Source organism: Pedobacter psychrodurus (genome assembly GCF_004331735.1).
GTDB lineage: Bacteria > Bacteroidota > Bacteroidia > Sphingobacteriales > Sphingobacteriaceae > Pedobacter > Pedobacter psychrodurus.
Window position 1 is genome coordinate 63,109 of sequence record NZ_SJSO01000017.1, and the last position, 20,641, is coordinate 83,749.

General features: G+C 37.7%; 19 protein-coding genes. 16 read left to right on the top strand and 3 right to left on the bottom strand.

Going from position 1 to position 20,641, the window contains the following annotated elements:
* Positions 1 to 306: 306 nt before the first annotated feature.
* Positions 307 to 1,845, bottom strand: a complete 1,539-nt coding sequence (locus tag EZ456_RS18085; RefSeq protein ID WP_131532578.1) for a sensor histidine kinase — start codon at positions 1,843 to 1,845, stop codon at positions 307 to 309.
* 428 nt (positions 1,846 to 2,273) lie between these two features.
* Here EZ456_RS18085 and EZ456_RS18090 point away from each other — a divergent pair, with 428 nt between their 5' ends.
* The 11 genes from EZ456_RS18090 to EZ456_RS18140 all read left to right on the top strand — a co-directional run bounded on the left by EZ456_RS18090 (position 2,274) and on the right by EZ456_RS18140 (position 14,565).
* Positions 2,274 to 2,621, top strand: a complete 348-nt coding sequence (locus EZ456_RS18090; RefSeq protein WP_131532580.1) for a Spx/MgsR family RNA polymerase-binding regulatory protein — start codon at positions 2,274 to 2,276, stop codon at positions 2,619 to 2,621.
* A gap of 68 nt (positions 2,622 to 2,689) precedes the next feature.
* Entirely contained in the window at positions 2,690 to 3,430 is a 741-nt protein-coding gene (locus tag EZ456_RS18095; RefSeq protein WP_131532582.1) for a carboxypeptidase-like regulatory domain-containing protein, read from the top strand.
* Between the two features lie 250 nt (positions 3,431 to 3,680).
* Positions 3,681 to 5,666 (top strand): M1 family metallopeptidase, encoded by a 1,986-nt coding sequence (locus EZ456_RS18100; protein ID WP_131532584.1) that lies wholly within the window; start codon positions 3,681 to 3,683, stop codon positions 5,664 to 5,666.
* Positions 5,667 to 5,783: 117 nt separating this feature from the next.
* Positions 5,784 to 6,191 (top strand): RidA family protein, encoded by a 408-nt coding sequence (locus tag EZ456_RS18105; RefSeq protein ID WP_131532586.1) that lies wholly within the window; start codon positions 5,784 to 5,786, stop codon positions 6,189 to 6,191.
* A gap of 14 nt (positions 6,192 to 6,205) precedes the next feature.
* Positions 6,206 to 6,817: a class I SAM-dependent methyltransferase gene (locus EZ456_RS18110; protein ID WP_131532588.1), complete on the top strand. Its 612-nt coding sequence runs from the start codon at positions 6,206 to 6,208 to the stop codon at positions 6,815 to 6,817.
* A 20-nt stretch (positions 6,818 to 6,837) separates the two neighbouring features.
* Positions 6,838 to 7,059 (top strand): VF530 family protein, encoded by a 222-nt coding sequence (locus EZ456_RS18115; RefSeq protein ID WP_131532590.1) that lies wholly within the window; start codon positions 6,838 to 6,840, stop codon positions 7,057 to 7,059.
* Positions 7,060 to 7,264: 205 nt separating this feature from the next.
* Positions 7,265 to 7,600: a hypothetical protein gene (locus tag EZ456_RS18120; RefSeq protein WP_131532592.1), complete on the top strand. Its 336-nt coding sequence runs from the start codon at positions 7,265 to 7,267 to the stop codon at positions 7,598 to 7,600.
* 811 nt (positions 7,601 to 8,411) lie between these two features.
* Positions 8,412 to 11,441, top strand: a complete 3,030-nt coding sequence (locus EZ456_RS18125; RefSeq protein ID WP_131532594.1) for a SusC/RagA family TonB-linked outer membrane protein — start codon at positions 8,412 to 8,414, stop codon at positions 11,439 to 11,441.
* 12 nt (positions 11,442 to 11,453) lie between these two features.
* Positions 11,454 to 12,956 carry a RagB/SusD family nutrient uptake outer membrane protein gene (locus EZ456_RS18130; protein WP_131532596.1) on the top strand — a complete coding sequence of 501 codons (1,503 nt, stop codon included), beginning with the start codon at positions 11,454 to 11,456 and terminating at the stop codon, positions 12,954 to 12,956.
* A gap of 31 nt (positions 12,957 to 12,987) precedes the next feature.
* Positions 12,988 to 13,992: a discoidin domain-containing protein gene (locus tag EZ456_RS18135; protein WP_131532598.1), complete on the top strand. Its 1,005-nt coding sequence runs from the start codon at positions 12,988 to 12,990 to the stop codon at positions 13,990 to 13,992.
* Positions 13,993 to 14,106: 114 nt separating this feature from the next.
* Positions 14,107 to 14,565 (top strand): hypothetical protein, encoded by a 459-nt coding sequence (locus tag EZ456_RS18140; RefSeq protein WP_131532600.1) that lies wholly within the window; start codon positions 14,107 to 14,109, stop codon positions 14,563 to 14,565.
* A 13-nt stretch (positions 14,566 to 14,578) separates the two neighbouring features.
* Here EZ456_RS18140 and EZ456_RS18145 read toward each other — a convergent pair whose 3' ends face one another.
* A complete protein-coding gene (locus EZ456_RS18145) occupies positions 14,579 to 15,151 on the bottom strand; it encodes a rhodanese-like domain-containing protein (protein WP_131532602.1) in 573 nt (190 codons plus the stop codon).
* Positions 15,152 to 15,177: 26 nt separating this feature from the next.
* A complete protein-coding gene (locus tag EZ456_RS18150) occupies positions 15,178 to 16,083 on the bottom strand; it encodes a prohibitin family protein (RefSeq protein ID WP_131532604.1) in 906 nt (301 codons plus the stop codon).
* A gap of 578 nt (positions 16,084 to 16,661) precedes the next feature.
* Between EZ456_RS18150 and rpsL the strand changes: the two genes are divergently transcribed.
* The 5 genes from rpsL to EZ456_RS18175 all read left to right on the top strand — a co-directional run bounded on the left by rpsL (position 16,662) and on the right by EZ456_RS18175 (position 20,590).
* Entirely contained in the window at positions 16,662 to 17,075 is a 414-nt protein-coding gene (gene rpsL / locus EZ456_RS18155; protein WP_029278631.1) for a 30S ribosomal protein S12, read from the top strand.
* Between the two features lie 17 nt (positions 17,076 to 17,092).
* Positions 17,093 to 17,560 (top strand): 30S ribosomal protein S7, encoded by a 468-nt coding sequence (rpsG, locus tag EZ456_RS18160; protein WP_131532606.1) that lies wholly within the window; start codon positions 17,093 to 17,095, stop codon positions 17,558 to 17,560.
* Between the two features lie 131 nt (positions 17,561 to 17,691).
* The gene (gene fusA, locus EZ456_RS18165) at positions 17,692 to 19,806 is read left to right on the top strand and encodes an elongation factor G (protein ID WP_131532609.1); all 2,115 of its coding nucleotides are present in this window, start codon (positions 17,692 to 17,694) and stop codon (positions 19,804 to 19,806) included.
* 132 nt (positions 19,807 to 19,938) lie between these two features.
* Positions 19,939 to 20,244, top strand: a complete 306-nt coding sequence (gene rpsJ / locus EZ456_RS18170) for a 30S ribosomal protein S10 (protein ID WP_008244591.1) — start codon at positions 19,939 to 19,941, stop codon at positions 20,242 to 20,244.
* 100 nt (positions 20,245 to 20,344) lie between these two features.
* Positions 20,345 to 20,590, top strand: a complete 246-nt coding sequence (locus tag EZ456_RS18175; protein ID WP_131532611.1) for a hypothetical protein — start codon at positions 20,345 to 20,347, stop codon at positions 20,588 to 20,590.
* The last annotated feature ends 51 nt before the right edge of the window (positions 20,591 to 20,641 follow it).

Consider the following 20,641-nt stretch of genomic DNA (forward strand, 5'->3'; position numbering starts at 1 on the left):
CTTTTGTTATGCAATGACCTTTTTTAAAGATTCTTCATTATATTACAAATGATAAATTCTAAAAATCGGGCGTCATTCCCGCGCAGGCGGGAATCTTAAAGTTAGGGCATTACGATTCCCAATCAACCCGATAGCTATCGGGTTGGGAATGATGAACCGCCGATATCCTCATCACCACGCCAAAAAACTATCCTTGCATTATCCCAGCTCTAATATTTACATCAATAATATGGTTTTTTATGGAATTAATTATTCTTAAGCTCCTAAGCTTTTACAAATAGGGGCTGTCCTTATAATCATGTAACACTAATCCAACTCCAAAGTTAAATGAACAAAAAACTCATTGGCACTTTCGCGGATAATTAATTCGTGTTTTCCATAATAAAGCAATGATAAACGTTGTTTAACATTTTCAAGTCCGATGCCACTTTTTAATTTCTCAGGGTCGTTATCTGCCTTGATGTAAATGCTATTGCTTACATCAAAATATAAAGTTTTTTCTTTGGTTTGCAAGGTAATCTTAATGTACGAAGGTTGTTGCAGGCTGATACCGTGTTTAAATGCGTTTTCGATAAATGGAATCAAGAGCATCGGCGTAATCTGCAAGTTATTTAACTGTTCTTCAATATGGGTATCGATCCTGATATCTCCAGAGCGAGAAATACGGAGCTTTTGTAAATCGATATAATTGTTCAGGTATTCTACCTCCCGGGTTAAAGAAATTTTATCCTGTGTATTTTCGTGAAGCATAAAACGCATCATATCGCCTAGTTTTTGGATACCCTCGCCGGTCCTTTCTGCATTTTCCTGTAAAGCTGTTCCAAATAGTGTATTTAAAGCATTGAACAAAAAGTGTGGGTTGATCTGTGATTTTAAGAAATTCAGGTTTGCATCCGATTTGCCCAACTCCGTTTTAAGCATCTGGATTTCGCTCAGCTTTTCAAATTTATGCTTGTAAATATACCAGGCAGATGGAGTAGTAATGCAGACTAAGCATATGGCGTTTAAAATTAAAGTAATTGGTACCACTTCGCCATTGCGCATAAAAGGGATAAGCACCATCAACAGCAGCAGTGAGACAATAATGGTTAAACCTACATTTCCCCAAAAATACCGGCCAAAACCTTTAAAATTCTTCCTGAGGTTTGGAATGATGTAATAAATAGAACAAAAAGCAAAGAAAATATTTACAGGTGGTACAATTAGCCAAACAATCAATATTTCGTAATCTATCCTTACAGAAAATATAGCTGCAAAAATCATCAGCGTAATCAGCCAGATTCTGGTAGCGGTAAAAAGTTCTGGAATGATATTTTTGTTATAACTTTTTAAAAATTGAATTCTATTTAACATTTCCAGGCCCCGCTCATTAAAATATGCGTAGACATTAAAGAGTAGATAGAGAAAGAAAATATATGTAAATGCCTCACCAAAAAAGATACCGTAAGCGTTGTCGATGTTATCATATTCTAACAATCGGTAAGCTTGGGAGTAGGTATTAAAAACCATCCATGCAACAACGGAAAACGATGTAACTATAATGGTAAGAATGATATTAAGTGCGATATTTTTTTTATTCGCCAGTTGCGGCATGAAGCAAAAATTGAACAATAAAAAACTGATATACAAAATGCTGATCTTAAATAATTCGGGGATAAAGAAATTTGCCATTATACTATAGTCAATTTGGCTTTCTTCAAAATGATAAGAACTGCCCCTGCTATAAATGGTAGATGAACAGATGCTGATCAATGCCAGGATATATAGTGTTGTAGAAATCCAAAACTCAAGCTGGTTGATGTTTTTGGTTTTTATTGTTGATGAGTTGCCGGATAGAATTACCATTTGTTTTAGATTATGCTACAATTTTACAAAGAGTATTTGCATGAATATTTAAAATGTGATGGATGAGCCTAAAAATGTGACGAACGAATAGGATTTTTAGGATTGCGGGATTTTAAGATAGGTTTTCTCCTTCATTATGCAGGCTTATTATAAGTTATAATTCCATTCGAATTTGTCACGTTGAGCTTGTCGAAACGCCTTTCGAGATATATAAACAGGTCCTTCGACAGGCTCAGGATGACAGTTCTATATTTATGATGCACCTGTTGTTGAGTTTAGAAAATTGATAAAGAGTTACACGATAAAAACGACGATCTTCAAAATATTAAGTATAAAGCTAAACAGTTTATTAACTTTGCTTTTACATTCATTCATTCATTCATTCATTCATTCAATCAATCACTCACTCATTCATTCAATAATTCAATATGACCGTTTACGGAATACCAAATTGCAATACAGTTAAAAAATCGCTCGATTGGTTAAAAGCACATCAGGTTGATTTTGAATTTCATGATTTTAAGAAAAAAGGCATTACAACAGAAAAGTTAAATGAATGGTGTAATAGCTTCGGTTGGGAAACTGTATTAAACCGTAAAGGTTTAACCTGGAAAAAACTAACTAAAGAAGAACAGGCTAAAATTGACAACCAAGATTTGGCAATCGCTTATTTAAAAGAAAATACCAGCGCAATAAAACGCCCGATTATTGAGCAAAATAGCAAAGCCATATTAATTGGATTTGATGATGACAATTATTTAAAAACACTAGCCTAATTCAATTGTTCTAATGTTAAAGTTTGTTAAATGCAGCTTTAAAATGTCGAACTAAGTTACTTTTGAGTATGTACAAACTGATCATTTTTCTATTACTTGCCTTACCAATTAGCGTTTTTGCACAGACGGTAACTACAGGTACGGTTTTCGATTACTCGAAAAAAACGCTTTCTCTGCCTGGTGTTAGTATCAGAAACCTGAACAGTAAAAAATCAACCAGTACAAATAAAGAAGGTAAGTATGCTATTGGCGCTAATATTGGCGATCTTTTGGAGTTTTCTGCTGTCGGCTATCATACCGATACGTTGTACTTAACCAACCTGTTAAATAGAACGATATACCTTCCGGTTAAATCGAACAGTTTAAAAGATGTAGATGTTACCGCAGTGCGGATGAATAGTCAGGTTACAGATGCGAAAGATCCATTAGCCGAAAAATATACACTATTGAGTACCGGCGGAAACCTAAACCGTAAACGTATGACTGATAAGGTTGGTGGTTTAAATCTAAATCTGGGTTATGGTAAATATAAAAGACAGCAGCGTAAAGAGGCCGATTTGGAGGAAAAGGAAATGTATCTCGAAGAAATTGATGAGAACTTTACCGCAAAGGCCATCACAGATATGACCAAGCTAGAAGGCGAAGAACTTAAAAACTTCATGATTATTTATCGTCCTTCGGTAGAAACAGTAAAGGCAGAAAGGCCATACCGTTATGCTTATTATATTTCCCTTGCCTTTGTAGCATGGAAAAAATTAACCCCGCAAGAAAGAAAACTACAGGATCTACCCAAATTAAAAACGAATTAACAAAGACTCGTCACCCTGAATTCATTTCAGGGTCTATTATTCAGGAAAGATGCTGAAATAAATTCAGCATGACGGTTAGTGTTAGGAAAGGAAATTAAAATTGATAGATATGAATAAATATTGATCGAATTAAAGTTTAAAAAGCCTTTTTGACTACATTATAGCCATTATTGGTAACATTATAACCACATATAAATCTATATGTGGTTATTTTTTATATTTACCGCCTGATTACAACCTTATTATTATCATGAAATTGAATAAACTAATAACTTTTTGTTTGGTTTGTTGCGTTTTTGCCTTTTCCGCATCAGCCCAACAACCTACAACACCGAAGCCAGCTAGCAATTATAACCCTGCTGAAGCCTTTGGACCACTATTTTATACACAAAACGGGAATGAATTCCGTTCTGCAATTGGTGCACCTGGACCAAAATATTGGCAAAACCGCGTTGATTATAACATTACAGCGAGTCTCGACGAAACAAAAAACACGGTTACTGGTACCGTTACCATTACTTACAAAAATAATAGTCCCGATAAATTGCCCTATTTATGGCTGCAATTAGATCAGAATACCTTCAAGGAAACTTCACGTGGGTATGCCATTACGCCGACCCGCAGCCGTTACGGTGCCCAGGGCGAAAAATTTGATGGTGGTTATAAAATCCAGAACATCAGTGTTTCGCAAAAAGCTGCAGCAGTAAAATTCACTTCTTTAGTAGAAGATACGCGTATGCAGATCCGTTTAGAACAACCAATGGCAGCTAATGGCGATATCGTAACTGTTAAAATGGATTATTCTTTTGTTGTACCAAAAGAAGGATCGGACAGAACAGGACATTTAACTACAAAAAATGGTGAAATTTTTGCCATTGCACAGTGGTTTCCACGGATGTGTGTTTATGACGATGTGCTGGGATGGAATACTTTGCCGTATTGGGGCGGCGGTGAGTTTTATTGCGAGTATGGCGATATTAATTTTGCCATTACTGCACCGGCAAGCCATATTGTAATGGGATCAGGCGAATTATTAAACCCTGCAGAAGTTTTTACACCAGAGCAGTTAAAGAGATGGAATGTAGCTAAAACCAGCGATGCTACGGTTCATATCCGTACCGAAGCAGAGGTTACCAACCCTCAATCCCGTCCGGCTAAAGATAAGCTAACATGGAAATTTAAAATTACCAATGCACGTGATGCGGCCTGGGCTTCATCAAAAGCATTCGTTTTAGATGCCGCAAGATATAAACTGCCAAGTGGCAAAACAGGTTTAGCCGTTTCTGCACAGCCGGTAGAAAGCAACGGTATTGATTCTTATGGCCGAGGGGTAGAATATGTAAAATCTACCATTGAGCATTATTCTACAAAATGGTTCGAATATCCATATCCAATGGCTGTTAATGTAGCCACAAATATTGGTGGTATGGAATATCCTGGTATTGTATTTTGTGGCTGGAAAGCTAAAAAAGCAAGCGCATGGGGCGTAATTGACCACGAATTTGGTCATACCTGGTTCCCAATGATTGTAGGTTCTAACGAACGTAAATATGGTTGGATGGATGAAGGCTTTAATACATTTATCAACGGTATTTCTAAAAGTAGTTTTAACAAAGGCGAGTATGCTGCTCCACCAACCGATTTGAACAGAATTGGTAAAGCCGTTATCGGTAACCCCATTTACGAAAACATTATGCAGATGCCTGATGGAATGGCAGAAAGAAATATCGGTGTTAACCTGTATAGCAAACCAGGATGGGGACTTGATATTTTAAGAAATCAGATTTTAGGCGAAGACCGTTTTGATTATGCTTTCCGTTTATACATTAAAAACTGGGCGTTTAAACACCCAACACCATCTGACTTCTTCCGTTCGATGGAGAATGGTGCGGGTGAAGATTTAGCTTGGTTCTGGAGAAGCTGGTGGTTAAACAACTGGAAAATGGATCAGGGTATTGCTGGTGTTGAAGCCGTTAAGCAAGATGATAAATTGGTAGGTTACACCATTAATGTTGTAAATCTGGAGAAAATGCCAATGCCAATTATCCTGCAGATTAAAACCAAAAGCGGTAAAACGGATATCGTAAAAGTTCCGGTTGATGTTTGGATGAAAAATACCAGCTGGTTAGTGCGTTATCCAACAACTGAAGAAATTGAATCGGTTACTTTAGACCCGAATAAGGTATTACCAGATTCGAATACGGATAATAATACCTGGACAGCCACAGGTAACTAGTTTTATCGACATAATGAAGCCTTCTGATTTTAATAGATCAGGAGGCTTTTTTATTGCAAAGTACCGACGGTTTACTATTTCTTATCGAATAATTTAGCGCCTGTTAATTTATAGCAAATGGAAAAACCTAATCTAGAAATCAGTAATCCCGAAGGGATATACGATCCCCGTTCACATGGTTATTCTCACTTAGTTTCAGTTCAGGCCGAAAGCCTGCTTGTATTTGTTGCCGGCCAGGGTGGCAGTAGGATGGATGGTTTACTCAGTACCGATTTTCGAACACAGCTAAGTATTGTATTCGAAAATATAGCTTTGGCTTTAAAAAGCAAAGGTTTAACCATGGCCAATATTGCAAAGCTCACTACATTGGTAGTAGATTATGATGAGGAGAAACATCATATCTTAATCGAAGAATCTACTAAAATATGGCCAGATCTAAAATTTCCAGTGAATACACTCATCCCTGTACAGCGATTGGCTTTAAATGGAATGCTAATTGAAATTGATGCCACCGCCATCGGATAATTTAAGCAATTAATATGGAAAAAGGAGAACGCAAAAACGTATATCAAGTTTACAATAAGATGGGTAAATGGTTTGCCGAAAACCGTTATGCTGGTTTAGAGGAGAGAACCTATATGGACGATTTACTCAAAAAGTTGCCTCCAAATGCAAGTATTTTAGATTTAGGCTGCGGTAGTGGAAAGCCTATAATGGAATATCTGATCAGTCAAAATGTAAAAGTTTTAGGAATCGATGCCAGTGAGCAGATGCTCGAAATAGCTAAGCTAAATTTTCCTGGTACACGGTTTATGCTGAAAGATATGCGTAAGCTAGACTTAGATGAAAAATTCGATGCGATAATTGCCTGGCACAGTTTTTTTCATCTCCCCGCGGCCGACCAGCCCGGTATGTTCAGTATTTTTAGGCGTCACCTTAAACCAAATGGCATTTTGTTGTTTACCTCGGGAAAGGATAGAGGAGAGGTTTGGGGAATGAACGGTGGGGAAAACTTATTTCATGCTTCTTTAGATGCAGATGAATATCAATCATTGCTTGAATCTAATCATTTTGAAGTGCTTGCCCATAAAATAAACGACCCCGATTGTGGTGGCGCAAATGTTTGGATGTCGCAATATAAACCCCGATAATTTTGCCTTAACTTTGCCACATGGCCGAACAGCAAAAAAACAACCCCTTACACGGTATTACCTTAGAGAAAATTGTAACCGATCTTCAGGTGCACTACGGTTGGGAAAAACTGGGATCACTAATTAGGATCGATTGCTTTAATAATAACCAAACGATAAAATCGAGTTTGAAATTTTTAAGGAGAATGCCCTGGGCACGGAAAAAGGTAGAAGAATTATATCTTGAAACGTTTTATAAATGATTGATTGAATGAGTGAGTTTTGAAGGATTGAGTGTAGAATGGTTTAATTATTCTCTCATTCAGTCATTCCCTCATTCAATAATTATCTCTCCTTGCAACCTTTCCCTGATAACGGTCGTCATCTTGATCTAAACCTTATCAAATGAAAAATATTTCCTTTTGTTTTTTGTTCGCACTTATGCTGAGCAGCTGTTCGATTTCAACCATGACGACGTTCTATTCCATGTCGAAAGGTAAAATAGATGTTCCTAAAAAAGAAAGTTACAATGTACTTTATCAGGCTAGCTTTGGCGATGGTTTAACAGCCGATGTAGCTTACGCTGATGAAAGTGGAAAGCAGACTGAATTAAAAGAAGTAAGTGGTGCCTGGGAAAAAAGCGTTACCTTAAAATCAGGAACACATGTTCAGCTTAAAACTTTTGCCACCGCTAAGACAAAATCTAAAGGGGAGTATAAAATATTGGTGGATGGGAAAGTAATTTCTGAGTACGTGCTGAGTGGAAAAAAATTAAATTATACTTTTGCTTTCGACTTGCCTTAATTCAAAAAAACACCACCATAAAAAGCACAGCAAAAAAGTTGCTAAAGCTTAAAAATCGAAAGTCTTTCAGGTAAAACTGGAAGACTTTTTTGTTTTGCGACCAATTCGTCATACTGAACTTGATTCAGTATCTATTATGCTATCGTCCATGACTCCCGAATTATAGTGACGACGTTTTGCCACGCCTGCCCAGACGTTTAGGTGGGGAAGCATGGATTAACAAGAAAAATCGGTTGCTCACTATGAGTGGAGTCGAAGGGTAATGATGTCCCCCTACAATACTTATTTCGGTGTCAATGGACAATAATACACAGGTATTTTTATTATAAAGCCCTTAGCATTTAATCTTTAGATTTAATTGTTAGGGGCTTTTTCGTTTCCTGTTTAGTGAAAAACTTAACGCAAACGTTTGTTAGTTTTTTATTCAAGAGCATCCATCCTTTTTTTTTTGGCAGATTTCTGAAATTGAGGAGGAATAAAATCAATTCATTCCTATTCTAAGCATCTTCTTGCTCTAAGTTTCAGTCCATGTCTGGTAATGGCGACAAAATCGGCAATATTCTTTATTTATGATCAAACGTTTGCGTAGTGTTTAGTGATTTTATGCGTTTCAAATCGCATAAATTAGGTCTGGAAAGAGAAAATCATGAAGATTAACCAATGTCATAATCATTTTCTTTTATAATAGTCGGGTAATAAATTACCAAAATTTTTTATGGTGTGATGAAAAAAATAACAGGCCTATGATTTAAAAAAAACGCATCTAAATTATCCCACAACAACCTATCAACTAACTTAAAAACAACAAAACATGAAAATCAAGTCTTTACTGATTTTTGGGACAGTTGGCTTATTATGGCTAAACGAAAGTAAGGCTTTTGCCAATTTTGACCACAATGCAAATACGAAGTCCAAGACCATTAATCCCATTAATTTTGATGACATTACCATCAAAGGAAAAATAACAGATAAATCAGGGCCAGTTCCCGGAGCAACTATCACTTTAAAATCAAATCCGAGTATTGGTACCTCTACAGATGGATCTGGTAATTTTGCCATCACAGTTCCTGCCGATGGTATTTTAATCATCAAGTCTGTAGGATATTTAACACAAGAAATCCCTGTTCAGGGCAAGAGCACCTTCAACATCAGCTTAGTGGAAGAAAACAACATCCTTAATGATGTAGTTGTAGTAGGTTATTCATCAAAAAAGCAGGGAGAACTATCAAGTTCGGTTTCGGTAATCTCTGCCGAAAAATTAAAAGGCGTTGCTTCTAATGATGTAATTTCTATGATCCAGGGTAAGGCGCCAGGTGTTGTGGTTTCATCTGGATCAGGCGATCCAACTTCCGCACCAAAAATGACGATAAGGGGTATTGGAAGTATTAATGGAGGAACAGCACCACTATTGGTTGTTGATGGAAATATCCTTGGTGCTTATGGTACTGAAGGCGCTACATACAGTCCGAATGATGTAGAATCTGTAACCATTTTAAAAGATGCTGCGGCAACAGGGTTATACGGTTCGCGTGCAGGTAGCGGTGTGATTATCGTAACCACGAAGACTGGTAAAACCGGTGAGGCAAAAATCGAATTTAGCTCTATAGTAGGTTTCAATTCACCTTCTACAGGCAACTTCAAATTAATGAATAGTCAGCAATTGTATAATTATCAAAAAACATTTTCCAATTCCGATCCATCGGTTTTAAACAATGATACCAATTGGTGGGATTTGGCTACACGTGATGGGATGACGCAGAACTATACCGTTTCTGCATCTGGTGGGACAGAAAAGACAAAATATTACATTGCCGGCAACTTTTATAGAGAGCAGGGAACCGTAATCAATAACGATAAAAATGCCTATAATTTAAGGGCAAATTTAAATAGCCAATTAACAAAAAAACTTAAGGTAAGTCTGTTGTTAAATGGTGTATTTACCAGAAATAACTACGCCAATAGCAATACACTTGGAGATGGATACTTAAATCTTCCATTCGATCCGGCTTACAATGCAGATGGCACGCCTGTAGATGCACGCATTACCCCAACGTGGAAGGGCCGTGATATTGAAAATTTTCTTCATTCTACGCAATACAACCTTTCTTACGCAAGAAGCTTAAATCTGAGTGCCGATGTAAACATTGATTATAACATTGTAAAAAACCTAACTTTTTCCAGCTATAACAGAACTACTTTTTACAATACGTTTGCTGTAGATTATTATGATAAAAGAACCAAAGAAGGTGGAGCAACCAATGGTTCTCTTTACAACTCAACAACCTATAAAAACAGGTTGTTAAGTTCGAACAGGCTGAAATATGAAAATAGTTTTGGCCAAAATCATTTAACAGTTTTAGCCGTGGGTGAAGCTGAAAAATCTTATTACGATGAAGCGAATTTAAATGGGAAAAATTTACCAGCTGGCCGTCCGGTAATGTCAACCGCAACCGATATTATTAGCAACCCATCTGGCGGTACCAACGAATATAATTTTAGTAAATATTTAAGTCAGGTAGATTACAATTACGCGGGTAAATACTTTGCAATTGGATCTTTTGTGCACGAAAATTCATCACGCTTCGGTTTAAACAAAAGTGGCGGAGATTTTTATCAGTTAGGTGCATCCTGGATTTTAAGCAGCGAAGCATTTTTAAAAGGAGTAAAACCAATCAGTTTCTTAAAGTTAAGGGCAAGTTATGGTACAACGGGTAATGCTGAAATTGGTGATTATCCATCTTTAGGACTGTATGCAATTGATGCCTCGGCCAGTTATGGCGGAATCCCGGGAGCAAGGCCCGACCAAAAAGGTAATCCAGATTTAACATGGGAAAAGCAAAAAACAGCGAACATTGGTTTGGATATCGGTTTTTGGAATAGAATTGATTTAACAATTGATTTGTATGATAAACGTGCTAATGCGCTTTTGTTCCAGGTACCACTTCCATCTACTGAAGGATACCGTTACATTTTTCAAAACGTTGGGGCATTAAAAAACAGAGGCCTGGAGTTTAGTTTGAACACTAAAAATTTTACAGGCGAATTTCAATGGGAAACCAATTTGAATATGGCCTTTAACCGCAATACCATCTTAGCACTTACTGAAGGAAAAGATGCCATTACACCAGCTGGCTCTCAACCTAAAGCGATAGGTCATGATATTTACGATTACAAAATGCCGATATGGGCAGGTGTAGATCCCAATAACGGAGACCCGCTTTGGGAAAAAGTGATTACGGATGCAGATGGGGTACAACATATTGCCGTAACGAATACATACGCTCAGGCAACCCGCCAATATACTGGTACATCAGCCTCACCGAAATTTACAGGTGGTTTTACCAATACCTTTAGCTACAAAGGCGTTTCGTTAAGCGCGTTTTTCAATTTTGTTTATGGCAACGAAGTATACAACAACAGCCGAGCATATTTTGATAATGATGGTTTATACGAAAGTTATAACGCTATGGTATTAAAATCAGGCTGGACCAGGTGGGAAAAGGTTGGAGATATTGCTACGCATCCAAAACCGGTTTTGGGCGGTAATCACGATTCCAATCAACAATCATCTCGTTATCTGGAAGATGGAAGTTACATCCGTTTACGTAATGTTACGCTTGGCTACCAGATCCCAGCCAACTGGTTGAGTAAAATCAAAATAAGCAGCGCAAGGATTTTTGTAAGTGGAGATAACTTATGGACGGGTACTAAATTTTCGGGTATTGATCCTGAGGTTGTACTTGCGCCGGATGACAATGACCCTAATGTTATTCCGGGTAGCTCAAGCTTTAGATACCCAATGAGCAAAAAAATATTGTTTGGTGTAAACATTGGTTTATAGGAGAGGAAAAACATGAAAACGAATCAAATAAAAATATATATTGTTGCACTTGCATTAATTTTTAGTGTAAGTAGCTGTAAAAAGGAAGTAAAACCTTCAACTGCGATTGATGACGAATCTGCATTGACAAATCCGGGCGATATTGAAACTGCAACGATTGGAACTTATGCAGTTTTAAGAAATGCTACTTATGTTCGGAGTGCGCATTTTTTAACCGAATACCAGGGGGATAATATTGCCCAGGGACAGCCCTCATCTGATGATTTATCAAGATGTTATCGATATACACACATTCCTACCGGGACGCATGGCGCTAATTTTTGGCAACAGGCTTTCTATGTCATTGTAGCGGCCAATAAAATTATTGCAGCCATCCCAGAGAATGCTACGGGAGATCTTAAACAGCTTAAGGGTGAAAATCTCTACTTAAGGGGAATGATGGAATTTAACCTGGTACGTGTGTTTGGTAGGCCTTATACTCAGGGAAATGGCGCAAATCCTGGCGTGCCTATCTTAAAAGAAGGTGTTGCAGCAGGTACTCCTGCCAGAAATACCGTTAAAGAAGTGTATGATGCTGCTATCGCAGATTTATTAAAGGCAGCAGATTTAATGACTGTCGCGAAACAGGATATTTTCGCCTCAAAAGAAGTAGCTTATGCATTACTCTCACGGATATATTTAAACATGGGCGATAATGCCAACGCCGTTAAATATGCCGATTTGGTAATTGCTTCTGGCCGGTATAAACTGCTTCAGGGAGGAGAGTACCAGAGTTATTTTACCAAAACACCTGAAGCCAACTCAGAAACCATTTTTGCCATTCGTTATACCAAAACAGAAGACCAGGATTTTGGTGCAATTGGTTCGATGTATTATAGCGGCACACCGGGAAGTTTGGCTACACCTGGTCCGCAAGGCAGTACGGGTTATGCTGAAATTTATGCTTCTCAACAATATGTAACGGAGTTGGATAAAAACCCGGCGGATTTAAGACATAGTTTTATTGCACCTTATAAAGTGAATGGGGTACAACAGGTAAATACCAAAATTTCGCCAAATGTACCGATGTACTATGTTACTAAATACAGCTTACAGGAAGGAATCGCAAATTTAAGTTCACCAGTATACCTTCGTTTAGCTGAAATGTATTTAAATAAAGCTGAAGCCAATGCCAAATTAGGTAATGCACAATTGGCGTTAGATGATGTAAATCTGATCCGCACGAGGGCAGGAATTCCGACTTTAACACTGGCGGGTATCGCTGCAGCAAATAAAACTGCATTAGATGTAGTTCTGGAAGAAAGAAGACTCGAATTTGCTTTTGAAGGACAGCGTGCTTACGATTTGTTTAGAAACAATAGACCGATGATAAGAAACTATCCCGGTACGCACGCTTTAAATAATACGCCAAATACCAACATTACGCAAACTATTTTGCCAACCGATGCACGTGTTATTTTTTACGTTCCCCAGTATGAGATAGACAATAACAAAAATCTAACTCAGAACCCTTAGATCATCGCCCCTTGAAAACAAAATTAAAGAGATGAAAAATATAAAGATATATGCCATGTGCCTGCTTTTTGCAGGTATGGTAACAAGTTCGTGTAAAAAGGAAAAAAGTGCAGAACTCACATCCAATTTGGAAGAAGTGGTATTAGACCGTTCAGGTTGGAGTGCAACAGCCTCTAGTCAGGAAACAGCTAATCCGCCAGCAACGGTTTTGGATGGAAATACTAACACTTTTTGGAGTTCGAATGCTACCACTGCATTTCCGCATTGGTTACTGATCGACATGAAAAAACAAACGGTAGTAACAAAGATTGGTTTGACTACTAAACAAAGTGATCCCAAAGGTTTTACCAAATTTAGGTTAGAGGGCAGTAACGATGGAACTAATTTCACGATCATTGGAGAACTTGTTTTTAATCCTGCAATTTACACCGAACAGGCATTTACCTTATCTCCTGCAAGAAATGTGAGGTACCTTAAGTTAACAGCTTTAGAAAAGGCCGCAACACAAACAGGTAACATTACCTTTTTATCGGAATTTAGTGTTACCGGCTTACAGGAAAGAAAACCGATTACCGATATTGCATTGAGCAAAATAGGGTGGACGGCCACAGCTTCAAGCGAGGTAAATTATCCTGGCGATGAAACCAACTTAGCTGCTTATGTAGTGGATGTAATTTCGGCCAAAAGCCCAACCGCAACAACTGTTCCTTCATTCTGGCAGGCAGATTACGATGTGCTGCATCCTTATCCACATTGGATTATTGTTGATATGAAAAAAGCAAGTTCACTTTCTTACATCGGACTTAACGCACACACCGATCCAAAACAAGGTTTTAGCAAATTCTCTATTTCGGGAAGTGTGGACGGTGTTGCCTATACGCAATTGGGTGATGACCGGACTTTTAATCCAACAACAGTGAACGAACAGCGCTTTGCCGTTTCGCCTGCAGCTCCTGTACGATATGTCAAAATTACTCTGATTGAAGGTACCAGTTACCCTTGTCTGGCTAATTTTGAAGGATACGTGAAATTATAAAAATTGAGGCATTTCAACGAAAGCGATCATTTCTGACCGCTTTCGTTGTTTATATTACTTTGTAGAATGTTACCTGATAAATAATATCTTTGAATAGCATTTTACACTTAATCTATGAAGAAAATTTTACCACTCATTTTTGCGATTGTGATCAGCCTATCCTTTTCGGGGTGTAAAAAAGGCGATATTAAAACCTTAAACAGCATTGGTTATGGCTCGTCATTTGGGATGTGTGTAGGCTATTGTTCAAATAATTTACTCATTAGCGATCTGAAACTTACTTTTTCAAAATCGAAAAATGGACAAACAGCTGATACTAAAACCTGTAGCAAAACAATTTCTGAGGCGGATATAAACGCGATCAAAAACGAATTGAATTTGGAGAAGATTTCGGCCCTGCCAGAAGTAATTGGCTGTCCTGATTGTGCAGATGGAGGAGCAGAGTGGATCGCGATCAGTGCCGATGGCAAACAATATAAAATTACTTACGAATACGGTAAAGCCCCGAAAGAATTAGAAGCTGCGGTTGCGCGGTTAAAAGTGCTTAAAGATAGTTTTAAGGATTGCAATTAAGTTTTAGCTTTTATCATCGTGCTTTAATAATATTACTGCTGATATCGGTTCCTTCAAAAGTTATTCGTTTATCCCGTGTGCTTACTAATTCAGAAAGTTCATACACATTTCTATATCCATAGCCGTATAGGTTAATATAAGTAGGGATATTTAAGGCCAATGAAATAGGCGCAATTTTTTTCTTTATTAAAACAGGTATAACTACTTTGCTGGCGAAATTTGCCTGGTCATCTATAAAATTGTTATTGCAATAGATTAATATTTTTGTATCTGCATCTGGTATAATCCTTAACAGGTTTTGTTGCGTGAAATCAGAAAAATTTAGATGAATGGCCCCCTTAACATGTTTTCGTTTAAATAGGCTATCAGACCGTGTATCTAAAATAACGGTGCCTTTTTCTTCCGCCATTTTTAAAAATGTTGGTAAATCTAGGAGCTTACTTTTGCGATGGGCTTTAACCTCCGGTATGAGTTTCTCGTAAGCATCAAAATCTACATTGGCCTTTCTTTTAATAGTTGAAGATGTTTGTGCATTACATAGGTATGCAATACTACAAAGTATGATAGTGATGATTTTTGTTTTCATTTTTTTAAGAACCTTTAAAAGGTTAATTAATTTCCACCTAAAATAATCGGTGCACTTTTGCCATTACCCATAATAATAACTTTGGTATTGGCCGATTTTGCAATTTCTTTTTGAGCTAATATCGATTCGTATTGGAGCTGGCGATCGCTTAATCCTGTAGAAAGGATGCGTTGGTAATCGGCAATTCCTTGTGCTTCTACTCTTTTCCGTTCCGCTTCCTGGCGTTCCTTTTGAAGTACAAACGTCATCTTTTGTGCATCTTGTTCTGCGTTTATCTTAGATTCGATACTTGCTTTTACCGATGCAGGTAAAGTGATGTTACGCACCAAGAGCTGCTCTAGCTCTAAACCTCTTTTCGCAAAACTCTTCTCTATGGTGTTAAATATTTTAGATTGAAATTCGTCTCGCTTGCTTGAGTATAATGCAACGGCATCGTAAGCAACAGCATTATCGCGTATAGCGGTACGAGAAACCGGACGAACAATCTTTTCCAGATAGTCGGTTCCTATTTCCCTTAAGATATTTGGAGCGGCACTTCCTTTTACCCTGAATAGCACGGAGAGATCGATAATGACCTCTAAGCCATCAGCAGATAAAACACGTAAAGCGTCATCCGTTTGTTTGTTGCCTTCATCATGCACGCCAGACATGGTGTAGTTCTGTGTTTTAACATCAAATGGGGTAATTACCGCTATAGGATTAATTACATTAAGGCCACTATATAAAACTTCGTTATCTACCTTTCCGAAAACGGTTTTAACCCCAACCTCACCCGCATCAATAACTTTAAACATGGAGAACGACAAACCTATGATAACCAGTGCCACACCAATAATTTTCGTGATGCTGCTGTAACGGCCGATAAGATTATTTTGGCTTGATACGGCAAAGCCGATAAAAATGATAATAATTCCGAGGATACTTAAGAACATATAATTTAGATTTTTATTAAAGATAAAGTATTTAACACAATCTTTTATGAATTTAAGGCATGTTTGGTTTTAAGCCTTTTTAAAGCGTATGGTAAAAGGCTAGGAAAATTAATTTTCTTGTAGACGCTGAAACTAGAACATTAATAGGATCGGTTTACTTTGCTAACTAAACCCGATATTCGTGGAATTGAGTTCTTCACGAGCTTGTAACATTAGCTCCGAAGGAGTTCCTTTGGAACGGGGCCGAACCCAACCTAAGAATTGCTGGAATTGCTTTCCAAATAACAGTTTATAATCATAAAAAGATACAGTAATCGATTTAACGTTTAAGGCGAGAAAGATTGCTTCATGCCATTACCATTTCCTCCGCTTCAGTTCGCAATGATGGCAAGCGAGAGGAAGAACCGCAACTCCTTAATCTTCAATTGAAAACTGATAATTGCCGACTGAAAACTTTTTACGCTAACCCCTTGATTTTTAAAAAGAATTGTTCTACTTTTGCAGTCCGTTTTATGGGCTATCTGCAAGGATGCCGGGGGAGCGGTAAATTTTTTAATAAAAAAACATAAAAAAGCACAATGCCAACCATTCAACAATTAGTTAGAAAAGGTAGAGTAGCACTGGAGTTCAAGAGTAAGTCTCCAGCGTTGGACAGCTGTCCACAGCGAAGAGGTGTATGTACACGTGTGTACACCACTACCCCTAAAAAACCAAACTCAGCAATGCGTAAAGTAGCCCGTGTTCGTTTAACGAACGGTAAAGAGGTTAATGCATACATTCCTGGAGAAGGTCACAACTTACAGGAGCACTCAATCGTATTGATCCGTGGTGGTCGTGTTAAAGATTTACCAGGTGTACGTTACCACATCATCCGTGGTGCATTAGATACATCAGGTGTAGCTGGTCGTAACCAACGTCGTTCTAAATATGGTACTAAACGTCCTAAACCAGGACAGGTAGTTGCGGCACCAACAAAAGGTAAAAAGAAATAATCGGGAGGAAATAAGAAATGAGAAAGTCAAAACCAAAAAAGAGAATTATTCTTCCTGATCCAAAATTTAATGATGTTCAGGTAACTCGTTTTGTAAACAATATGATGTACGATGGAAAAAAATCTATCGCTTATTCTATTTTTTACGATGCTGTTGAAATTGCTGAGAAAAAAGCAGGTGAAAGTGGTTTAGAGATATTTAAACGTGCTTTAACTAACATTATGCCAGCTGTAGAGGTTAAATCTCGTCGTGTTGGTGGTGCTAACTTCCAGGTTCCAACTGAGGTTAGACCAGAGCGTAAAACAGCTTTAGGTATGAAATGGTTAATTTTATACGCTCGTAAACGTGGTGAAAAAACCATGAAAGAGAAATTAGCTGGTGAAATCGTAGCTGCTGCTAAAGGTGAAGGTGCTGCTGTTAAGAAGAAAGAAGATACGCACAAAATGGCTGAGGCTAACAAAGCGTTCTCTCACTTCAGATTCTAGTAATTAGGATTAACAGATTAGTAAGATTACACAGATTTAATTAGAAGATTATACTGATTAGATAAATTACACCGATTTGTTTTAACATAATCGGTGTAATCATTTAAAATCAGATAAATCAAAAACATAACATGGCAAGAGATTTAAAATTTACAAGAAATATTGGAATCGCGGCTCACATTGATGCAGGTAAAACTACAACAACAGAGCGTATTCTTTATTATGCTGGTGTAAGTCATAAAATTGGTGAAGTGCACGAAGGTGCTGCAACAATGGACTGGATGGCACAAGAGCAAGAACGTGGTATCACAATTACTTCTGCAGCAACTACGGTTGATTGGAATTACAGAGGTCAAAAATATCATGTTAACGTTATTGATACCCCAGGTCACGTGGATTTTACCGTAGAGGTAAATCGTTCATTACGTGTACTAGACGGATTGGTATTTTTGTTTTCAGCTGTTGATGGTGTTGAGCCTCAATCTGAAACCAACTGGCGTTTAGCGAATAACTATAGCGTACCGCGTATCGGTTTCGTTAACAAAATGGACCGTTCTGGTGCTGACTTCTTAAAAGTTGTTAAGCAGGTTAAAGATATGTTAGGTAGTAATGCAGTTCCATTGCAATTGCCTATCGGTGCTGAAGACGGATTTAAAGGTGTGGTTGATTTAATTAACAACCGTGGTATTGTTTGGAATGAGCATGATAAAGGTATGACCTTTACTGAAGTGCCTATCCCGGAAGATATGCTTGATGAAGTTGCGGAGTGGAGAGAAAAATTATTAGAATCAGTTGCTGATTATGATGAGTCTCTAATGGAGAAATTCTTCGATGCACCTGAAACCATTACTGAACGTGAAGTTTTAGATGCTTTACGTGCGGCTGTATTAGATGCTAAAATTGTTCCTATGGTTTGCGGTTCATCTTTCAAAAACAAAGGTGTACAAACGATGCTTGATTATGTGATGGAATTATTGCCTTCACCTATGGATAGCGAAGGTGTTATTGGTACTAACCCAGATACAAACGAAGAAGTTTTATTAAAACCAAGTATTAATGAGCCGTTTGCAGCTTTAGCTTTTAAAATTGCAACCGATCCGTTTGTAGGTCGTTTATGTTTTATCCGGGTTTATTCGGGTAATTTAGAAGCGGGTTCTTACGTGTATAATTCACGTTCAGAAAACAAGGAACGTATTTCTCGTATTTTCCAAATGCATGCTAACAAGCAAAATCCTGTGCCAAATGTGGCTGCTGGTGATATTGCTGCTGTAGTTGGATTTAAAGATATTAAAACAGGTGATACACTTTGTGAAGAGAAACACCCAATTGTTCTTGAATCAATGAACTTCCCTGAGCCAGTTATCGGTTTAGCTATTGAGCCTAAAACTCAGGCTGATGTTGATAAATTGGGTATTGGATTAGGTAAATTGGCTGAAGAAGATCCTACATTCAGAGTTCAAACTGATCAGGAAACTGGTCAAACGGTTATCTCTGGTATGGGTGAGTTACACTTAGATATTTTAATTGACCGTTTAAAACGCGAATTTAAAGTTGAAGTTAACCAAGGTGCGCCACAAGTAGCTTACAAAGAAGCTATTTTCGGTACAACTACACACCGTGAAACTTACAAAAAACAATCAGGTGGTCGTGGTAAATTTGCTGATATTTCAGTAGTTATCTCACCAATTGATGCTGATTTCGAAAAAGGTGGTTTACAGTTCGTAAACGAAATTACAGGTGGTTCAATTCCACGTGAGTTTATCCCTTCAGTAGAAAAGGGTTTTGCTGCATCTATGGCAAACGGTGTATTAGCTGGTTATCCACTTCCTGATATGAAAGTTCGTTTAACTGATGGTTCATTCCACGCAGTCGATTCAGATGCTTTATCATTTGAGCTTGCAGCTAAAATGGCATACCGTGAGGCTTTACCTAAATGTAAACCAACTTTGATGGAGCCAATCATGAAAATCGAAATCTTAACCCCTGAAGAAAACATGGGTGATGTGATCGGTGATATGAACCGTCGTCGTGGTCAATTATTAGGTATGGATACCCGTAATGGATCTCAGGTAATTAAAGCAACTGTACCACTTTCTGAAATGTTTGGTTATGTAACTCAGTTACGTACAATCACTTCAGGACGTGCAACTTCTACAATGGAATTTGACCACTATGAAGCTGCGCCTAAAAACGTACAGGATGAAGTAATTGCTAAATCTAAAGGAAGAGTAAAATCTGAAGATTAATAATGTGATGCGAATAGCGTTTTGCGTTTAGCGATGATTTGTCGCCACACGCAAAGCGCGTAACGCAAAACTCAAAATAAATCCGGTTTCTGTTGTTAATAGCTCTAACAGGAAACCATAATTAAAAATAAGATGAGCCAAAGAATCAGAATTAAATTAAAGTCTTACGATTACAACTTGGTAGATAAATCTGCTGAGAAAATCGTAAAAACTGTTAAGCCTACGGGTGCAGTTGTAAGTGGACCGATTCCACTTCCTACAGAGAAAAAAATCTTTACTGTTTTACGTTCTCCACACGTAAACAAAAAAGCTAGAGAGCAGTTCCAATTATGCGCTTACAAACGTTTATTGGATATTTATAGCTCTAACTCTAAAACAGTTGATGCTTTAATGAAACTTGAATTACCTAGCGGTGTTGAAGTTGAAATCAAAGTTTAATTGATTTTAAAAGAATAGAAAAGGTCTCGATGCAAATCGAGACCTTTTTTTATGCACCCAATTTTCCAAAACAAAAGCGACATTGACTGGTTGTAATGGTATGATTAAGGAAGATAAGAAGCACGAAGGATTACCGGTTGAAGGACAGGATTTTGCAGATCCTAAAGAAGAACTGAAAGAAACTCCCTCTTCACATGGCGAAGTGGCCAATCAAAAAGGTGGTGATTTTTCTGAACTGGAAGAAAGTAGAATGGAAAATCCACCAAAACATCGGGATAAAAATGGATCGACTAAAGATGATTTAGATAGTAGTACGGAGATTGATCAAAGTAAAGGCGTACAATAGCAGCAAATTGATTGTTGGATTCGGTAAAATAAGATGACCAGGCCACACTTA